Origin of the sequence: Staphylococcus sp. LKG4-2, from assembly GCF_050955665.1 — a bacterium.
In the GTDB taxonomy this organism is placed as follows: Bacteria; Bacillota; Bacilli; order Staphylococcales; family Staphylococcaceae; genus Staphylococcus; species Staphylococcus saprophyticus.
In genome coordinates this window covers 1924993-1942748 of the sequence record NZ_CP194532.1, presented here as the reverse complement: position 1 = coordinate 1942748, position 17756 = coordinate 1924993, and the positions used below count along the sequence as shown (strand labels likewise).

Annotated in this window: 14 protein-coding genes and 1 pseudogene; 9 read left to right on the top strand and 6 right to left on the bottom strand. The window is 32.6% G+C overall.

Going from position 1 to position 17756, the window contains the following annotated elements; genetic code table 11:
• Positions 1 to 100 precede the first annotated feature (100 nt).
• A complete protein-coding gene (typA, locus tag ACM6UH_RS09510; protein ID WP_002483661.1) occupies positions 101 to 1948 on the top strand; it encodes a translational GTPase TypA in 1848 nt (615 codons plus the stop codon).
• A 356-nt stretch (positions 1949 to 2304) separates the two neighbouring features.
• Here the strand turns inward: typA and ACM6UH_RS09505 are convergent, their stop codons facing one another.
• Positions 2305 to 2478 (bottom strand): DUF2197 domain-containing protein, encoded by a 174-nt coding sequence (locus tag ACM6UH_RS09505; protein WP_011303405.1) that lies wholly within the window; start codon positions 2476 to 2478, stop codon positions 2305 to 2307.
• 2 nt (positions 2479 to 2480) lie between these two features.
• The gene (locus ACM6UH_RS09500) at positions 2481 to 2963 is read right to left on the bottom strand and encodes a hypothetical protein (protein WP_002483659.1); all 483 of its coding nucleotides are present in this window, start codon (positions 2961 to 2963) and stop codon (positions 2481 to 2483) included.
• Between the two features lie 334 nt (positions 2964 to 3297).
• Between ACM6UH_RS09500 and ACM6UH_RS09495 the strand changes: the two genes are divergently transcribed.
• From ACM6UH_RS09495 to ACM6UH_RS09485, 3 genes are all read left to right on the top strand, one after another.
• Positions 3298 to 3573 (top strand): YlaN family protein, encoded by a 276-nt coding sequence (locus ACM6UH_RS09495; RefSeq protein WP_002483658.1) that lies wholly within the window; start codon positions 3298 to 3300, stop codon positions 3571 to 3573.
• Positions 3574 to 3954: 381 nt separating this feature from the next.
• Complete coding sequence (ftsW, locus tag ACM6UH_RS09490; RefSeq protein ID WP_011303404.1) at positions 3955 to 5190, top strand: cell division peptidoglycan polymerase FtsW; 1236 nt, start codon at positions 3955 to 3957, stop codon at positions 5188 to 5190.
• Positions 5191 to 5590: 400 nt separating this feature from the next.
• Entirely contained in the window at positions 5591 to 9046 is a 3456-nt protein-coding gene (locus ACM6UH_RS09485) for a pyruvate carboxylase (RefSeq protein WP_433911956.1), read from the top strand.
• 78 nt (positions 9047 to 9124) lie between these two features.
• Here the strand turns inward: ACM6UH_RS09485 and ACM6UH_RS09480 are convergent, their stop codons facing one another.
• Positions 9125 to 10033, bottom strand: a complete 909-nt coding sequence (locus ACM6UH_RS09480; protein ID WP_011303402.1) for a COX15/CtaA family protein — start codon at positions 10031 to 10033, stop codon at positions 9125 to 9127.
• A 282-nt stretch (positions 10034 to 10315) separates the two neighbouring features.
• On the opposite strand from ACM6UH_RS09480, the gene cyoE reads away from it, so the two are divergent.
• Together cyoE and ACM6UH_RS09470 are read left to right on the top strand one after the other, a co-directional pair.
• Complete coding sequence (gene cyoE / locus ACM6UH_RS09475) at positions 10316 to 11227, top strand: heme o synthase (protein ID WP_002483654.1); 912 nt, start codon at positions 10316 to 10318, stop codon at positions 11225 to 11227.
• A gap of 24 nt (positions 11228 to 11251) precedes the next feature.
• Positions 11252 to 11713, top strand: coding sequence for a DUF420 domain-containing protein (locus tag ACM6UH_RS09470; protein WP_011303401.1), 462 nt, complete (start codon positions 11252 to 11254; stop codon positions 11711 to 11713).
• 96 nt (positions 11714 to 11809) lie between these two features.
• On the opposite strand, the pseudogene ACM6UH_RS09465 reads toward ACM6UH_RS09470, so the two are convergent.
• A pseudogene (locus ACM6UH_RS09465) lies at positions 11810 to 14067 on the bottom strand (ATP-binding cassette domain-containing protein).
• 189 nt (positions 14068 to 14256) lie between these two features.
• On the opposite strand from ACM6UH_RS09465, the gene ACM6UH_RS09460 reads away from it, so the two are divergent.
• Positions 14257 to 15306, top strand: a complete 1050-nt coding sequence (locus tag ACM6UH_RS09460) for a CAP-associated domain-containing protein (RefSeq protein WP_011303398.1) — start codon at positions 14257 to 14259, stop codon at positions 15304 to 15306.
• 17 nt (positions 15307 to 15323) lie between these two features.
• Entirely contained in the window at positions 15324 to 15758 is a 435-nt protein-coding gene (locus tag ACM6UH_RS09455; RefSeq protein ID WP_002483650.1) for a YlbF family regulator, read from the top strand.
• Positions 15759 to 15887: 129 nt separating this feature from the next.
• Here ACM6UH_RS09455 and ACM6UH_RS09450 read toward each other — a convergent pair whose 3' ends face one another.
• Entirely contained in the window at positions 15888 to 16811 is a 924-nt protein-coding gene (locus tag ACM6UH_RS09450) for a glycerophosphodiester phosphodiesterase (protein WP_011303397.1), read from the bottom strand.
• A 131-nt stretch (positions 16812 to 16942) separates the two neighbouring features.
• Between ACM6UH_RS09450 and ACM6UH_RS09445 the strand changes: the two genes are divergently transcribed.
• Entirely contained in the window at positions 16943 to 17194 is a 252-nt protein-coding gene (locus ACM6UH_RS09445) for a YlbG family protein (RefSeq protein WP_011303396.1), read from the top strand.
• 110 nt (positions 17195 to 17304) lie between these two features.
• Here ACM6UH_RS09445 and ACM6UH_RS09440 read toward each other — a convergent pair whose 3' ends face one another.
• On the bottom strand, positions 17305 to 17694 hold the full coding sequence (locus ACM6UH_RS09440) for a DUF7147 family protein (protein WP_011303395.1): 390 nt from the start codon (positions 17692 to 17694) through the stop codon (positions 17305 to 17307).
• Positions 17695 to 17756: the final 62 nt, after the last annotated feature.

Below are 17756 nucleotides of genomic sequence, written 5' to 3'. Positions count from 1 at the left end.
CCTACCACACCTTTATAGTTTTCTTTAACCAATTATATGATATAATAAAAAAGTTGCAAAGAAAAGTGGGAATTTACTCGAGAAAGGAAATTGTATAAAAATGACTAAAATAAGAGAAGATGTTCGTAATATAGCTATCATTGCTCACGTTGACCATGGTAAAACGACACTTGTAGACGAATTGTTAAAACAATCAGGAATTTTCCGTGAGAATGAGCACGTAGACGAAAGAGCAATGGATTCAAATGATATTGAAAGAGAACGTGGTATCACTATCCTTGCGAAAAATACAGCAGTAAATTACAAAGATAATCGAATTAATATATTAGATACACCAGGACATGCTGACTTCGGTGGAGAAGTAGAACGTATCATGAAAATGGTTGATGGTGTTGTTTTAGTAGTAGATGCATATGAAGGTACAATGCCTCAAACACGCTTTGTTTTGAAAAAAGCATTAGAACAAAACTTGAAACCAGTTGTAGTTGTAAATAAAATTGACAAACCAGAAGCTAGACCTGAAGGTGTAGTTGATGAAGTTTTAGACTTATTTATTGAATTAGAAGCAAACGATGAACAACTTGATTTCCCAGTTGTATATGCTTCAGCAGTGAATGGTACTGCAAGTTTAGATCCAGAAAAACAAGATGAAAACATGCAATCATTGTATGAAACAATCATTGATTATGTACCAGCTCCTGTAGATAATAGAGATGAGCCACTTCAATTCCAAACAGCACTATTAGACTATAGTGACTATTTAGGACGTATTGGTGTTGGTCGTGTATTTAGAGGAACAATGCGTGTCGGTGACAATGTATCATTGATTAAATTAGACGGATCAATTAAAAACTTCCGTGTAACAAAAATCTTTGGTTTCTTCGGTTTGAAACGTGAAGAAGTTAATGAAGCATATGCTGGGGACCTAATTGCTGTATCAGGAATGGAAGATATTAACGTTGGTGAAACAGTAACGCCAACTGATAACCAAGAGGCATTACCAGTATTAAGAATTGATGAACCAACACTAGAAATGACTTTCAGAGTAAACAATTCTCCATTCGCAGGTCGTGAAGGTGATTACGTGACTTCACGTCAAATTCAAGAACGTTTAGATCAACAATTAGAAACAGACGTTTCTTTAAAAGTTACACAAACTGAATCTCCAGATAAATGGATTGTTGCAGGTCGTGGTGAATTACACTTATCTATATTAATTGAAAATATGAGACGTGAAGGTTTCGAATTACAAGTTTCTAAACCACAAGTTATCTTAAGAGAAATTGATGGCGTACAATGTGAGCCATTTGAACGTGTACAATGTGAAGTACCACAAGAATATACAGGTGCTGTGATTGAATCATTAGGACAACGTAAAGGTGAAATGTTAGACATGGTCACTACAGACAATGGCTTAACACGTATTATCTTTATGGTACCAGCGCGTGGATTAATCGGTTATACTACTGAATTTATGTCTCAAACACGTGGTTATGGTATTATTAACCATACATTTGAAGAATTTAAACCACGTGTTAAAGGCCGTATCGGTGGTAGAAGAAATGGCGCATTAGTATCATTAGATCAAGGTAAAGCAAGTTCATATGCACTTATGGGCTTAGAAGACCGTGGTGTAAACTTTATGGAACCAGGTACTGAAGTTTATGAAGGTATGGTTGTTGGTGAACATAACCGTGAAAATGACTTAACAGTTAATGTAACGAAAGAGAAAAACCAAACTAACGTACGTTCTTCTAATAAAGACCAAACAGTTACAATGAAACGTCCAAGAACGTTAACACTTGAAGAAGCTTTACAATTTATTAATGACGATGAACTTGTAGAAGCTACGCCAGAAAACATCCGTATTAGAAAAACAGTATTAGAGAAAAATGCACGTGAAAAAGAAGCGAAACGTATTAAACAATTAATGCAAGAAGATGAATAATAAAACGTTTTTTTCTAAAACATTTTAATTTCAATATAAGAGGACTCATTCGTATTAAGGATGAGTCTTCTTTATATTTAAAATATTATTATTTTAACCATCTCAGGCTTGTAAGATAGACGAGCTTATAGTCTCACACGCTTACTATTGCTCTGGGCGCCAGCAAGTTATGTTATGATTCAAAATACGTATATTAATATTCAAAAAATAAAGGCACCTCATTTTAAAATTACCATTAAATAATTTAAAAATGAGGTGCCTTATTAATTAGAGACATTTATGTCACGGATGCTTTATTGGGTTGTTAGTATATTATTATCAAATTTTAAGAAACGTTTTAATACATATTTAACTGTTTAACGATGATTATACGTTGTATCTTGATTACGTTGTTTTGGTGTATCAAGTCTACTTTTACATTCATCACACATAAACGTATGCATTGGATCGTTACGTAATCTTTTGGCTTCTAATGTATTTTGATCTATGAACACTTCCGTATCACAAATGATACATTTCACTTTCTTCATAACTAGATCACCTCTATACCAGTAACATATTGAAACTGATAAGAATATCCTTCTTCAGGAATATAAACAAAGCTATCAACAGAATAATCCTCATATAATCTTTTACCATCTTTGGCGAATTGGAAAAAGAGGTAAGGTAACAAGTCGATTGGTATTTCAATTGACTCATTATCATTAAACAAACGTATTGTGGTTGCATTATCATGAGGTTCAGCATTTTTGAAAAATGGTGTCATATTGATAACAAAAGATTTTTCTAATACTGCGCGTCTTTTATATTTAATTTCTGAATTTAGAGTTGGCGGATTCGTTTGACCTTCTAGAATGGCTCTATTCCATTCGCGATTATCGTCAAAATTGATTGGCTTTGTGCCGTCAAAAACGCCTTGTTCTAAATCTTCAATTTGTACTTTTCTGTCATCAAAAATCCAAGTCGTACTATCTAGCGTAATTGGAAATTTAACTTCACCCTTAATTTGAATCATAATCCCACTCCTATTGGCATAAATTACAAATATCTATAATCATTTTATTGAAAAAATTTTAGTGATAAAAATGACTTTTTTGTGAACAAAACACTTATCTATGTTACATTTAATTCAAGTTTAGCAGAGCTAAAAAATAAAAATCATTAAACCGTTTTCAAGTAATGGCCTGTATAAAGGCACATTGATTATAAATAAGAGTAAATTAAATTATCGTTACTATTAATATTATCACAAATTAGACAGTAACGTATATTCTTGAATTCACTTGCTTTTTACTATTTAGTAAGATACACTCTTCTTATAAAGTTACAATTGATAGGGGGAGTATGTCTTGGAAAAAAATCAAAAAATTAACAATGCGGCATATGACCAATTGAATAAAGATGCTGATAGGATTCTCCAACTTATTAAAGTACAAATGGATAATCTTACATTACCTCAATGCCCATTATATGAAGAAGTACTTGATACACAAATGTTTGGATTACAAAAAGAAGTGGATTTTGCTGTACAACTTGGTTTAGTTGACAGAGAAGTGGGCAAAGATTTAATGCTTCGTTTAGAAAAAGAACTTTCTAAATTGCATGATGCATTTACTAATGTTTAATTTGGTTACAGTAGGTAGATTTATTTCTGGAAACATAAGATTCCAAAATTGATATATAAACTTATATAGGAATTTATTATTTAAAACTACATAAGTATTGTGAAAGTGGCTGGGACATCAATCATTTGTTGATCATTTCTTAGCCACTTTTGTCGTGCTTTAAAAAAATAACTCAACAATAAAATAAAATAAAATAATGATTATTAGTGTTATATTTGCTCGAGAAATTGTTACAATGTTTGATATAATGTTAAAAGTAAAATTTATTTTTATCAAACGATTACCGTAAAAGGATTACGGATGATTCAAATCACTTTTATTAAATACAGTTATCGAATTAACAAATAGAATATTAAAAATTAGAATTGGATGATATGTCATATGAATAACATAAAACGGTTTTTTCGATATATAAGTAAAAATGCCAAATATATCGATTATCCACTCGTAGTTACATATTTATTATTATGTCTAATTGGTTTGGTTATGGTATATAGTGCAAGTATGGTTGCTGCTACAAAAGGATCGTTGACAGGTGGCATATCCGTACCAGGTACGTACTTTTATACAAGACAATTAATGTACGTGATAATGAGTTTAGTTATAGTATTTTTCATGGCATTCTTCATGAATGTTAAATTATTAGAAACAATTAGATTTCAAAAATGGATGATGATTGGCATCATTATTTTACTTGCTGCAACACTAGTTGTTGGTAGTAATATCAATGGTTCCAAAAGTTGGATTAATTTAGGTTTTATGAATTTACAAGCTTCTGAATTGTTGAAAATTGCAATCATCTTATATATTCCTTACATGATTGAAAAGAAACGACCAAAAGTATTTAAACAGCCAAAATTAATGACTTCACCAATTATTTTAGCAGGATTGTGTATCGCATTAGTGCTGTTACAGCGCGATGTCGGACAAACGTTATTGATTATGATTATATTCGTTTCAATACTTTTCTATGCTGGTATTGGTGTCCAAAAGTCCATTAAATACGGTCTGTTAATTATAGTAGGTGTCGTTATTATTGGCTCGCTCTTCTTAATTATTGGTTTAGTACCAGATTACTTAACAGCGAGATTTAGTACGTTAACAAATCCATTTAGCCAAGAATCAGGTACGGGGTATCATATTTCTAATTCCCTAATTGCCATCGGGAATGGTGGCTTGCTAGGTAGAGGCCTAGGCAACAGTATCATGAAATTAGGTTATTTGCCTGAACCACATACAGATTTTATTTTTTCTATTATATGTGAAGAATTAGGTTTAGTAGGTGGCCTTGTAGTCATTTGTTTACTATTCTTTATCGTCTATAGAGCCTTTGAGTTAGCTAATAAGACAAATTCTTATTTTTATAAACTCGTATGTGTTGGTGTAGCTAGTTATATAGGAAGTCAAACTTTCGTTAATTTAGGTGGTATTTCAGGTACAATTCCTTTAACAGGGGTGCCATTACCATTTATCAGTTTTGGTGGTTCATCTATGATTAGTTTAAGTATCGCTTTAGGTTTATTACTTATTACCGGTAAACAAATAAGAATAGAAGCTTATAGAAAAAAACAAGCGAATAAGAAAAAGACTCATATCGGAATGACTAGACGGTATTAATAAAAAACTAAATTAAATGTTTAATAATCAGTAAAAGGATTTAAAGACAAACGTTTCAACTTTTAATAGTTGAAATGTTTGTCTATTTTTTTACAATTTAAACCTAATTTTGAAATACTTTTTACAGATAGATATAATGATAATAAAAAGTTATCAATAGTAATAACTTTTTATTAATTGTAATACGTGATATAATTTTCTTCTAAGCTTGTTATAGTAAGGCTTTCGATTCATTCGGAAGAAGTACATTTAAATTATAAAAATTTTACAATTTAACATCTTATAAATAGTTTCAAGATAAAACTTAATAATTTATTACTGTATACATTGTTCGTATTTTGCTATAATGAAAATCATATCTAACTTTTTAGAAAATTCAAAATTTAAGGGGGACCATGATGTGAAACAAATAAACAAGCTTTTGGTAGCCAATCGTGGTGAAATAGCAATAAGAATTTTTAGGGCAGCGACAGAATTAGATATTAAAACAGTTGCAATTTATTCAAATGAAGATAAAGGATCTTTACATAGATATAAAGCAGATGAATCTTATTTAGTAGGCAAAGATTTAGGACCTGCTGAATCTTATTTAGATATAGAAAGAATCATTGATGTTGCTAAGCGTGCAGATGTAGATGCGATACATCCTGGTTATGGCTTTTTAAGTGAAAATGAAACATTTGCTCGTAGATGTCAAGAAGAAGGAATTAAATTTATTGGTCCACGTGTTGAACATTTAGACATGTTTGGCGATAAAGTTAAGGCAAGAACAACAGCGATTAATGCGGATTTAAGAGTCATTCCAGGTACGGATGGTCCTATTGATAATCAAGAGGATGCGATTGCATTTGCTAATGAAGCAGGTTACCCATTGATGATTAAAGCGACAAGTGGTGGCGGCGGTAAAGGTATGCGTATCGTACAATCGGAAGATGAATTAGAAGACGCATTCCATCGAGCTAAATCTGAAGCGGAAAAATCATTTGGTAATAGTGAAGTATATATTGAAAAATATATAGACAATCCGAAACATATTGAAGTACAAGTTATCGGTGATGAACATGGTAATATCGTACATTTATATGAACGTGATTGTTCTGTACAAAGACGACACCAAAAGGTAGTAGAAGTGGCACCTTCAGTTGCATTGTCAGATGATTTAAGGGAACGTATCTGTGAAGCAGCAATCCAATTAATGGAAAATATTGAATATGTCAATGCAGGTACGGTGGAATTCCTTGTATCGGGCGAAGAATTCTACTTCATTGAAGTTAATCCGCGTGTTCAAGTGGAACATACGATTACTGAGATGATTACAGGTGTTGATATCGTTAAAACACAAATACTTGTTGCTGATGGTGAAAATCTATTTGACGAAGAAATAAGTATGCCAAGTCAAGCAGATATTAAAACATTAGGATATGCGATTCAATGTCGTATTACTACTGAAGATCCAACAAATGATTTTATGCCAGATACTGGACGTATCATAGCTTATCGTTCAAGCGGTGGTTTTGGAGTGAGATTAGATGCTGGTGATGGATTCCAAGGTGCAGAAATTTCACCTTATTATGATTCGTTATTGGTAAAATTATCTACACACGCTATGTCTTACAAACAAGCAAATGAAAAAATGGGTCGTTCATTACAAGAAATGCGAATCCGTGGTGTGAAAACCAATGTTCCGTTTTTAATTAATGTTATGAGAAATGAGCAATTTAAAACAGGTGATTATACTACTAAATTCATTGAGCAGACACCTGAGTTATTTGATATTGAACCGATATTAGATAGAGGTACAAAAACGTTAGAATATATTGGTAATGTTTCGATTAATGGATTTCCAAATGTAGAAAAACGACCTAAACCGATCTATGAAACATCGCCAATTCCACAAATCCCTAGAAAAGAAATAGCAAAATTAGAGGGAACGAAACAAATACTGGATACTAAAGGACCTAAGGCAGTAGCAGAATGGTTAAAAGAGCAAGACGATGTATTAATCACCGACACTACATTTAGAGATGCGCATCAGTCATTATTAGCTACACGTGTGAGAACAAAAGACATGATGAATATTGCTTCTAAAACAGCTCAAGTAATGAAAGACAGCTTTTCATTAGAGATGTGGGGCGGTGCAACTTTTGATGTTGCGTATAATTTCTTGAAAGAAAATCCATGGGAACGCTTAGAAAGATTAAGAAAAGAAATTCCAAATGTTTTATTCCAAATGTTATTACGCGCCTCAAATGCTGTTGGATATAAAAATTATCCAGACAATGTTATAAAAAAATTCGTTAAAGAAAGTTCAGAAGCTGGCATAGACGTGTTCCGTATCTTTGACTCTTTAAATTGGGTTGATCAAATGAAAGTGGCCAATGAAGCTGTACAAGAAGCGGGTAAAATTTCGGAAGGGACGATTTGTTATACAGGAGACATATTAAATCCAAATCGTTCGGATATTTATACTTTACAATACTATGTTGATATGGCGAAAACACTTGAACGTGAAGGATTCCATATATTAGCGATTAAAGATATGGCGGGATTATTGAAACCTAAAGCTGCCAATGAACTAATTGGAGAATTGAAAGCTGCGGTTGATTTACCAATTCACTTACACACACATGACACAAGTGGAAATGGTTTATTAGTGTATAAACAAGCTATAGATGCAGGTGTAGACGTCATTGATACTGCAGTAGCTTCTATGAGTGGTTTAACAAGCCAACCAAGTGGCAACTCTTTATATTATGCATTAAATGGATTTGATAGAAATATGCGTGCAGATGTAGATGGTATGGAAGAGTTATCACACTATTGGGGTACAGTACGTCAATATTACAGTGATTTTGAAAGTGATATTAAATCACCTAATACTGAAATTTATAAACACGAAATGCCTGGTGGTCAATATTCGAACCTAAGCCAACAAGCTAAAAGTTTAGGATTAGGCAATCGATTTAATGAAGTAAAAGAAATGTATAGACGTGTGAACTTCTTATTTGGTGATATTGTTAAAGTAACGCCGTCATCTAAAGTTGTAGGTGACATGGCATTGTACATGGTACAAAATGATTTAAATGAAGATACTATTATAAAAGATGGCTATAAATTGGATTTCCCTGAATCAGTTGTGTCATTCTTTAAAGGTGATATTGGACAGCCGGTCAATGGTTTCAATAAAACGTTACAAAAAGTTATTCTCAAAGGGCAATCTGCCAATACAGATCGACCAGGGGAACATTTAGATCCTGTTGATTTTGAAGCAGTAAGAAAAGAATTAGAAGAAAAACAAGAGAGAGAAGTAACAGAACAAGACATCATAAGTTATGTGCTATATCCTAAAGTTTACGAACAATTTATAGCAACACAAAAACAATTTGGAAATGTGTCTCTTTTAGATACGCCAACATTCTTCTTTGGTATGCGTTCAAATGAAACGGTTGAGATTGAAATTGATACAGGTAAACGTTTAATCATTACACTTAAGACAATTACGGAACCAGATGAAAAAGGTATACGTACAATCTTTTATGATATGAATGGCCAAGCGCGACGTATCTTTATTCAAGATGAAAATGTTAAGGCGAATGAAAGTGTTAAGCCAAAAGCAGATAAATTAAACCCAAATCATATTGGTGCACAAATGCCAGGTTCAGTTACGGAAGTGAAGATTGCTGAAGGAGAATCTGTAACGAGTGGTCAAGCGTTATTGATTACTGAAGCTATGAAGATGGAAACAACGATTCAAGCACCGTTTGATGGCGTTGTTAAAAAAGTAACAGTACAAAGTGGTGAAGCGATTGAAACAGGCGACTTATTGATTGAAATTGAAAAAGAACCTGTTGATTAGTTTAAAAATAAAAAGCAAGCTCAGTTTTCTTAAAAACTGAGCTTGCTTTTTTATGTGATTATATACCCAAAACGTTAATTATCCGCCACTTCGAATTGTACGTAACATTAATATGATAAAGTATGCGATTAATCCGAAGAGTAATGTAATAAACAATGCATGTAACAATGCGATGAATAAATTAACTTCAGTAATAATGGATAATGCGCCTGTAGTTACTTGTAAGATAACTAAAATAAATGCCGCTGTATAACCGTAACGAATTGTACGATTTTCTCTATAATTGTTTACGGCGTGGATAAATGTAATTAAAATCCAAATAAAGGCAATGAGTGCCATACCTCTATGTGTTAAATTTACCCAATCCTGAACATTATGTGGCATTAAATCATTAAACGGTAATGGCCATTGACCATACGCTAAACTTGCTTCTTTATGTCTTACTAAAGCACCTGTATATATCGTCATATAAACAATGAGTGCCATAATCCATGTATAAATTCTCAATGGTTTTCTAATAAACAATTCATCAGCTTCATATTTACGGTCAACTTCATATATAATTAAAGTTAATACAAATACAGATGAAAAGGAAATTAAAGAGATACCAAAGTGAAGTGCTAATACATATGCATTTTGTTGCCACATTACTGCTGCCGCACCAACTAAAGCCTGAATTAGTAAGAAACCAACACTAATACAAGATAATGGTTTAACTTCTTTGATATAACCAATATGTTTCCAAGCAACAATAACCAACCATAAAACGACAATTAATGATAAGCCAGATACTGCACGATGACTTAATTCAATTAATGTTTGGATTGGTAAATTTTGAGGTAAGAACGCGCCATGACAAAGTGGCCAGTCAGATCCACAACCATCTGCTGAACCTGTTTTTGTTACTAACGCGCCACCAAGTTGAACAAAAGCCATTATGACTGTTGCTAACACAGATAACCATTTAAGGTTTTTTTTGCTAAACAAGAATTAACCCCCCACTTTAAAAATATAATAATGAAAATATTTAATTACGCCCAGTAGTGCTAAAAGCAACTTAGGTATACATAATGATACATCTCATTTATATATTTTTATATGTTCATAAATCTTAAATTTTATTATAACAATAAATAGCAAATAAAATGTGTCACAAAAATGACTTTTTGCTAATGTCGATAAAGTGTCACAAATATCTTTACATTAATGTAGTCAATTGAACAAAATTAATATATCATTGTATTATATGAAAAAAATAGGAGGGAAATTATGAACAAAGAACAAACTTTGGCGCATAATTCTAGCCGTGTAACTTTTAAAGAGTTACAGCAAATCATCAAAATGGGCTTGGTTCAAGGGAATTTAATTCCTGCATTTGCTGGATCATGGTTAGCGATTGTGTTGGCAAATCATTCCTTCCTCTCGTCAATACCACAAATCTTAATGATGTTAGTGGGCTCTACGTTAATTATGGGGGGCGCATGTGCTTTAAATAATTACTACGATCAAGATATTGACAGTATCATGCCAAGTAAACAACAGAGACCTACAGTTAATGAAAGAATTTCAAATAGAAATTTATTAATTCTCAGCTTTGGAATGATGCTTATAGGGGAAGCATTACTATTTGCACTCAATATACCTTCAGGCGTTATTGGTCTATTGGGCATTGTTGGTTATGTATCATTTTATTCAATTTGGTCTAAAAGACATACGGTTTGGAATACAGTCATAGGTAGTTTTCCAGGAGCAGTTCCACCGCTAATTGGTTGGACAGCGATAGAAGGAAATATAAGCTTAGTAGCCGTTGCACTATTCTTAGTTATCTTCTGTTGGCAACCGATTCATTTTTATGCTTTAGCAATTAAACGTAAGGATGAATATTCATTAGCAAATATACCAATGTTACCATCAGTTAAAGGATTTAATCGTACGAGAGTAAGTATGTTTTTCTGGTTAGTTGTCTTGTTACCACTACCATTCTTATTAAGTAGCTTAGGTGTTACATTTATTGTGTTAGCTACTTTATTAAATTTAGGATGGCTTTACTTAGGATTAACAAGCTTCAAAAAAGATACAGATCAAACAAAATGGGCAACAAAAATGTTTATATATTCACTAAACTATTTAGTCGTTTTCTTCGTACTCGTTGTTGTCATCTCGCTCATTCAAATGTTTTAATAACTTATGATAAGGATGTATTATATGAACTTACCAATTTTACCCACAATCAGTACAAGCTTTATTGTAATTAGTGCAATCCTTATTGCAATAGGTTGGCGTCAAATATGGAAAAGAAAAATTGAAAGTCATAAAAAGGTAATGTTGGCTGCAGCATTTTTTGCACTAGCATTCTTTATCATTTATGCTTCAAGAACAATTTTTATAGGTAATACTGCATTTGGTGGTCCAGATTCTATCAAAATTTATTATACAATTTTCTTGATTTTCCACATTAATTTGGCAACAATCGGGGGCATTTTAGGACTTGTACAAATCATTACCGCCTTTAAAGATAAATTTAAGGTACATAGATTTGTTGGACCTATAGCATCGATTGTCTGGTTCTGTACAGCTATTACAGGTGTAGCTGTATACCTATTGCTTTACGTATTATATCCAGGTGGCGAGACAACATCGCTACTTAAAGCAACGTTTGGATTATAATAATCAATAAATAAAGCGTTAGTTTTTTAAAAGGCATATAAGAGGAGTCATCTCAATGAGATGACTCCTCTTTGTTTTGAATAGCTAACAAGACAATTAGCGTTCTGTATATCTTTTTAAGTGCTTGGCTGTAAGCGACGCATTTATTTGAAGTAAACCTTGAGGTTCCCCTTGATAAAGTAATTGGCCCCCTTTTTCACCTGCAAATGGGCCGATATCAATAATCCAATCAGCATAAGTCATCATCGTTAAATTATGTTCTATAATAACAACTGTATTGTGTTCATCGATGAGTCGTTTAAAGCAATCTATTAATATGGGGATATCATCTTCATGTAAACCAGTCGTTGGTTCATCAAAAACAAAGATATGTTGGTGGACAGTCTTTGTTAAGTATTTACTTAATTTGACTCTTTGTACTTCGCCACCAGACAATGTATCAAGTGTTTGTCCCAATGTCATATAGTTTAAACCAGTTGATTTTAAAGCTTGGAGTGGTTGAGCGATATCCTTATTTTTATTGAAAAAGGTGATTGCTTCATCAACCGTTAATGCTAAAATATCAGCAATATTATACCCCTCCACTTTAACATCTAACACTTCTGGTTTGTATCGTTTACCATGACAAACATCACATGTTTGTGTGAAATCTGGCATAAAGGCTAGCTCTGTTTTGATAATGCCTTTACCGTGGCATTCAGGGCAAGCACCTGCAGAATTATAGCTAAACAACGATTTCTTTAAACCGGTTACTTCACTAAAATATGAGCGCACATCATCAAATATATTTAAATAAGTCAATAAATTGGAGCGACTCGAAGCATGCGCTGGTTTTTGGTCTATAAAAATGGTGTCTGCTAGCGCTTCTAAACCTGTATGGATTAACGAACTTTTACCAGAACCTGCAACACCAGTTACGACAGTCATAGCTTGTTCAGGCAGTGTCACAGTCATATTCTTAATATTGTTACGAGAAACATTCTTTAAATTTATGAAATTTGAAGCGCTTAAATTCGGTGATTTTAATTGGTGCATTCTGCGCAAAGCATCACCTGTATGTGTTGTTGAATTGAGTAACGCATGATAACTACCTGTAAAAGTAATGTCACCACCATATTTGCCAGCTAAAGGACCTAAATCAATAATATAATCGGCTATTTTTATAACATCTGGGTCATGTTCGACTACTAAAACTGTATTCCCTTTATTTTTCAAGGACAGAATAATTTCATTAATACGCTGAATATCTTCTGGATGAAGTCCAATACTCGGCTCATCAATAATATATACTAAATCACTCAACGCACTGTTTAAATGTCTAATGAGTTTAATTCTTTGTGATTCTCCACCTGATAAAGAGGTGGATTCTCTAGATAAAGTTAAATAATTTAAGCCGATATAACTCAATGATTCTAACTGCTGTTGCAATGGTTCAATAATGACATTTGCTTTTGGTGAATCAATTTTTTTGATGAATTTTAAAGCATCATCAATTGATAAATTTGTAAAATCAGCAATATCTAAGTTATTGATTTTACACTTTAAAACTGAAGTGCTCAGTCTTTTTCCGTGACAAGTAGGGCATTTTTTAGAAGTAACCACTCTATCAATCGCTTCTTTAAATTTATTTTTTCAAAGTTGTCATTCAATAAAAATGAACGTCTAAATCTATGGATGAGACCTTCAAATTTTGCAGTCTTAGGCCAGTTTTCTGGTGGGTGTTTAATTTTCATTGGCTTAGCGTACAAGAAGGTATCTAGTTCTTCTTTGGTAAAATGTTTTAATTTTTTATCGTTGTCAAACAAACCAGAATATAAATAGCGTTTTCCTCGCCAACTATCTGGTCTGAAAGAAGGGAAACGTATCGCATCTTCATTGAGCGATTTATTAAAATCTAATAATTCATGTAAATCAATGTCCTCAACGTAACCAAGCCCTGAACAAGTTTCACACATACCTTTAGGATTATTAAATGAAAAGATATCTGAGTAACCAACAAACGGTTTGCCAATTCGTGACCAAAGTAATCTCACAGATGCATAGATGTCCGAGATTGTACCGACTGTAGAGCGAGAATTTCCATCTAATCTTTTTTGATTTATAATCATTGCCACTGGTAAATGTTCGATTAAGTCGACCTTTGGTTTTGAAAATTGAGCTAGTTGATGTTGTATGTATGTTGAGTAAGTTTCGTTTAAAAGCCGTTCTGATTCTGCGGCAATTGTATTAAACACTAAAGAAGATTTTCCTGAACCCGAACGCCCAGTAAAAACAGTTATTTGATGTTTAGGTATATCAACAGAAATATTTTTTAAATTATTTTGCTTTGCGCCATGTATGCGTATCATTGACATGCATTTTCACCTCTTATTTCATAGTATACCCAAAGTTGAGTTGTGTATTACCTTAATTTGTAATAGAGCGTAATATGTTGAAAATCTGTCGTATTTTACAATATACTTCTAATATTACGACGGCATGCCTTGTTTGTGATATATTGAAACATGTACAATAAATGAAAGAGAAGTATAGGTGGGTGAGCGATGAAAAAATTAATAATTAAAATTATTGGTGTACTGTTATTAATATGTTTCTTGATTTACCTTTTTTACTCACCACGTTTAAAGTTTGATGTTTTGGAGAATCCTAATAAAGATTCAACGAAGACTACTCAAAATGAAAATATTAATAAAAATGAGGAATCAGTTGAAAATCCGATGCCAAAAGAAGGTATCGGTACGTGGGTAGGTCAAAACCTAAAAAAACTTACAAATACATATGGGCAAGCTGAACGGGTTTATTCATATAAAGGTGATTTTAAAAATTATATATTTAAAGAGCATAATCAATATTATCTTGTTACAACAAAGCATAATATTATTAAATCTGTGTACGCAACTGGTAAAGATGCAAAAGTCGATCCATTAAAGATTTCCGATAATGCATCACATGTTTTTGAGAAATACAGTATTAATCCTGAACCAACGATTAAAGTTGATGGTAAAGAATATGAACTTGAATTATCTGATTTAGATATGAAGACGCAAACACTTATAAAGTTTAAAAATATTTATGCACAAATTTATATTGACCAACAATCAAATGAAATTGTAGCTGTTAGATATTTAGATAGCGAAGCCTTAGCAGCCTTTAAACCATATCAAATGTTAAGTTCTCAAGAAGATAAAGAAGTTCAAAGTGAGCATGGTGATTTGCCCTATGAGCAAAATTCAAATCAATTGATGACATTATATGAAATTACAAATGAAATGAGAAAGTTAAAGGATGCCAAGCCACTTAAAATTAACAATGATATAGCTCATATTGCATCATTTAACTTGTATGAAGCTACAGGGACTGATAGTGTTGAATTTACAGAAGATGCTTTAAAACAACAGTTGAATGAACAAAAAATATCATTTGTCTCCACGAGTCAAAACGTAGGATATGATTTTAATGAAGTACCTACGTTGATTCATAGTTGGTTAAATTCGGATATCCATAGATCAAGGATGTTAAATTCAAAATATAATGAAATGGGTGGCGAAGTAACAAATGGTTATTACACACTTATTTTCGTAGAGGATAAATAGAAAGGAGATGGACGACGATGATTACAGAAGAAACTTTAACAGTGCTAGATGAAATAGAAATGCTCAGTGATAAAATATTACAATCTCGATTATATAAAGCATACAAAACAGCTGAACAGACATTAGCCAATGATGATGAAGCGCATCTACTTTATCAAGCTTTCTTAAAATCTAAAGAAAAATATGATGAAATTATGCGGTTTGGTAAATATCATCCAGATTATCAAAGTGTCATGTTAGAAACACGTAAACGTAAACGTGCATATGAAATGCTTGATGTAGTGATGGATTATAAACAAAAAGAAGTTGCTTTGCAGGAATTGATAGATCAAGTTATTGTGAAAATTGCTTACGCAGTTTCTGAGAATGTGAAGATTGAAGCGGGCAATCCATTTTTCCAAAAAGAATCAGGTGGTTGTGCCACTGGCGGTTCATGTGGTTGTTCATTATAAAAGATAGATTGGAATTTTTAAGAAAATAGTAAAGGAGGCAGAGCGCTAACAGGACTCTGCCTCCTTTTTTGTGAATTTAATCAGATATTGAAATCATTGTAAATAGCACTTGTCGTTTATTTTATAATATTATTTGGGATACGTATTTTTAAATCTTTCTGCTAAATCAGGTCGATCAGTGACTAAGGTATGTGCACCATAAAAGATTAAATCATTCATCATATCTAAATTGTTAACACCATAGTAGCCTGGAACGATATTTCGTTCGTTTAACCATTGTATAAACTTGGGCGATGTTAGCTTAATCCCGTTAAAAGAAACAGGCATTTGAAACGTATTCGCACGAGGTTGGAAAGTATTGCCAAGACCTGTGAAGAATTTCAATACGCCTTCAGCTACTTCATTTTGACTTGCACCAATCGCCACAGTACCATGGCTAATTATATTAAATCTTTCAATTTGTTGACTGTGAAAACTTGTCACTAAAACGCGTTTTTGTGCATGGTGTGCAACGATGACTTCATAAATGATTTCTGGCGCTAATTCACCTTCTTTGCTTTTGGGGTCATCTTTTAAATCCACATTAATTAATTGATTTGGATAATGTTCTAATAATTCATCAAATGATAATATTTTGGCATCTTCATGTCCACGATAAACTTTAGTCCCATTAATATCGGTGAATCGATAACCTGCATCTAGTTGTTTTAATTCTGCTAAGGTGTGTTCAGATACTTTACCTGATCCATTTGTAGTACGATCAACAGTAGCATCATGAAATACTACAAGTTTATGGTCTTTCGTAAGTCTGACATCTGTTTCAAAACCATCTATATCATGTGCGACTGCATTATCAAAAGCAAGCTTAGTTTGCTCTGGTCTGACAGCCATACCACCTCGATGTGCAAAAATATATGGTGCAGTTCTAGAAAAGAAAGGTGGTATACTTTGATTATGCGGTTGTGTTTTATATTTATTAATAAAAATTAAACTTCCTACCAAACCGACTGTGCCTAAAAATCCAGCTTTAATTATGTTATTAATTTTTGTCACGAGCCTTCCTCCTCAAATTTGGGTATATAGAGTAATATAGCAAAAGTTCATGCTACATCAAAATAATTATTATTTATAAAATGGAAAAGCCATGATATTATATAATAGCTAATAAATGGAGTGATGAATAAATGAATATTGTACCAAGAACAAGTATAATTATATATCTAAAACATATGAAGCATGAAAGACAAGTACGTAAATTCGGGCATATTGTCAGTACTAATAGACTAGAGAGATTTGTTGTCATGTACATTAATGAAGACGAAGCGGATCAAGTTGTTGATAAATTAATGAGATTAAAATACGTGAAGCATGTGGAAGGTTCACCTTATAAATATTTGAAGAAAGTTTATGAGAAAGAACAGCATGAAGTTTTATAATATGAACTTAACGATACTGCTGCACACTGACTGAAGCAGTTGCTATATCAGCGTTAACAATAGAAAAGCCACAATAGTATATGCAATAGCTATAGTGGCTTTTTGTTATATTATTGCAAAGGTGGAATCCATCTTTGTAAGCGCAAGACACTTGTTAAATAATTAAAATATAATTCAGTGTCGTGAAATCGTTCGGCGGGCTGGACGTCAACAGCTTTTATATTGACGTGATATTTTTCAGCCTGGTTATTTATCAGTTCAAATTTTTTATTGGAATCAGGGTAAGGGTATTTCACTGCGTTAAGCATAATATACATTGCTTGGAAATGTTGTTCACTGGTTGGTTGCATGATGATAGCGACAGATGAACGTGCGTGTGCACAATTTGGAGAATGAAAATAAACGATATGTGCTATACGTTGGTGGTTATATTCTATTAATGTATTAAATTCGAATAAATCTGTAAGGCCTTCTCCGAGCTTTATAAATGATTGTTTCAAAATACGATGCCTCCTTATCTGCAGTATGCATTATATAAAATATATTTTGAGAATGGAAGTGT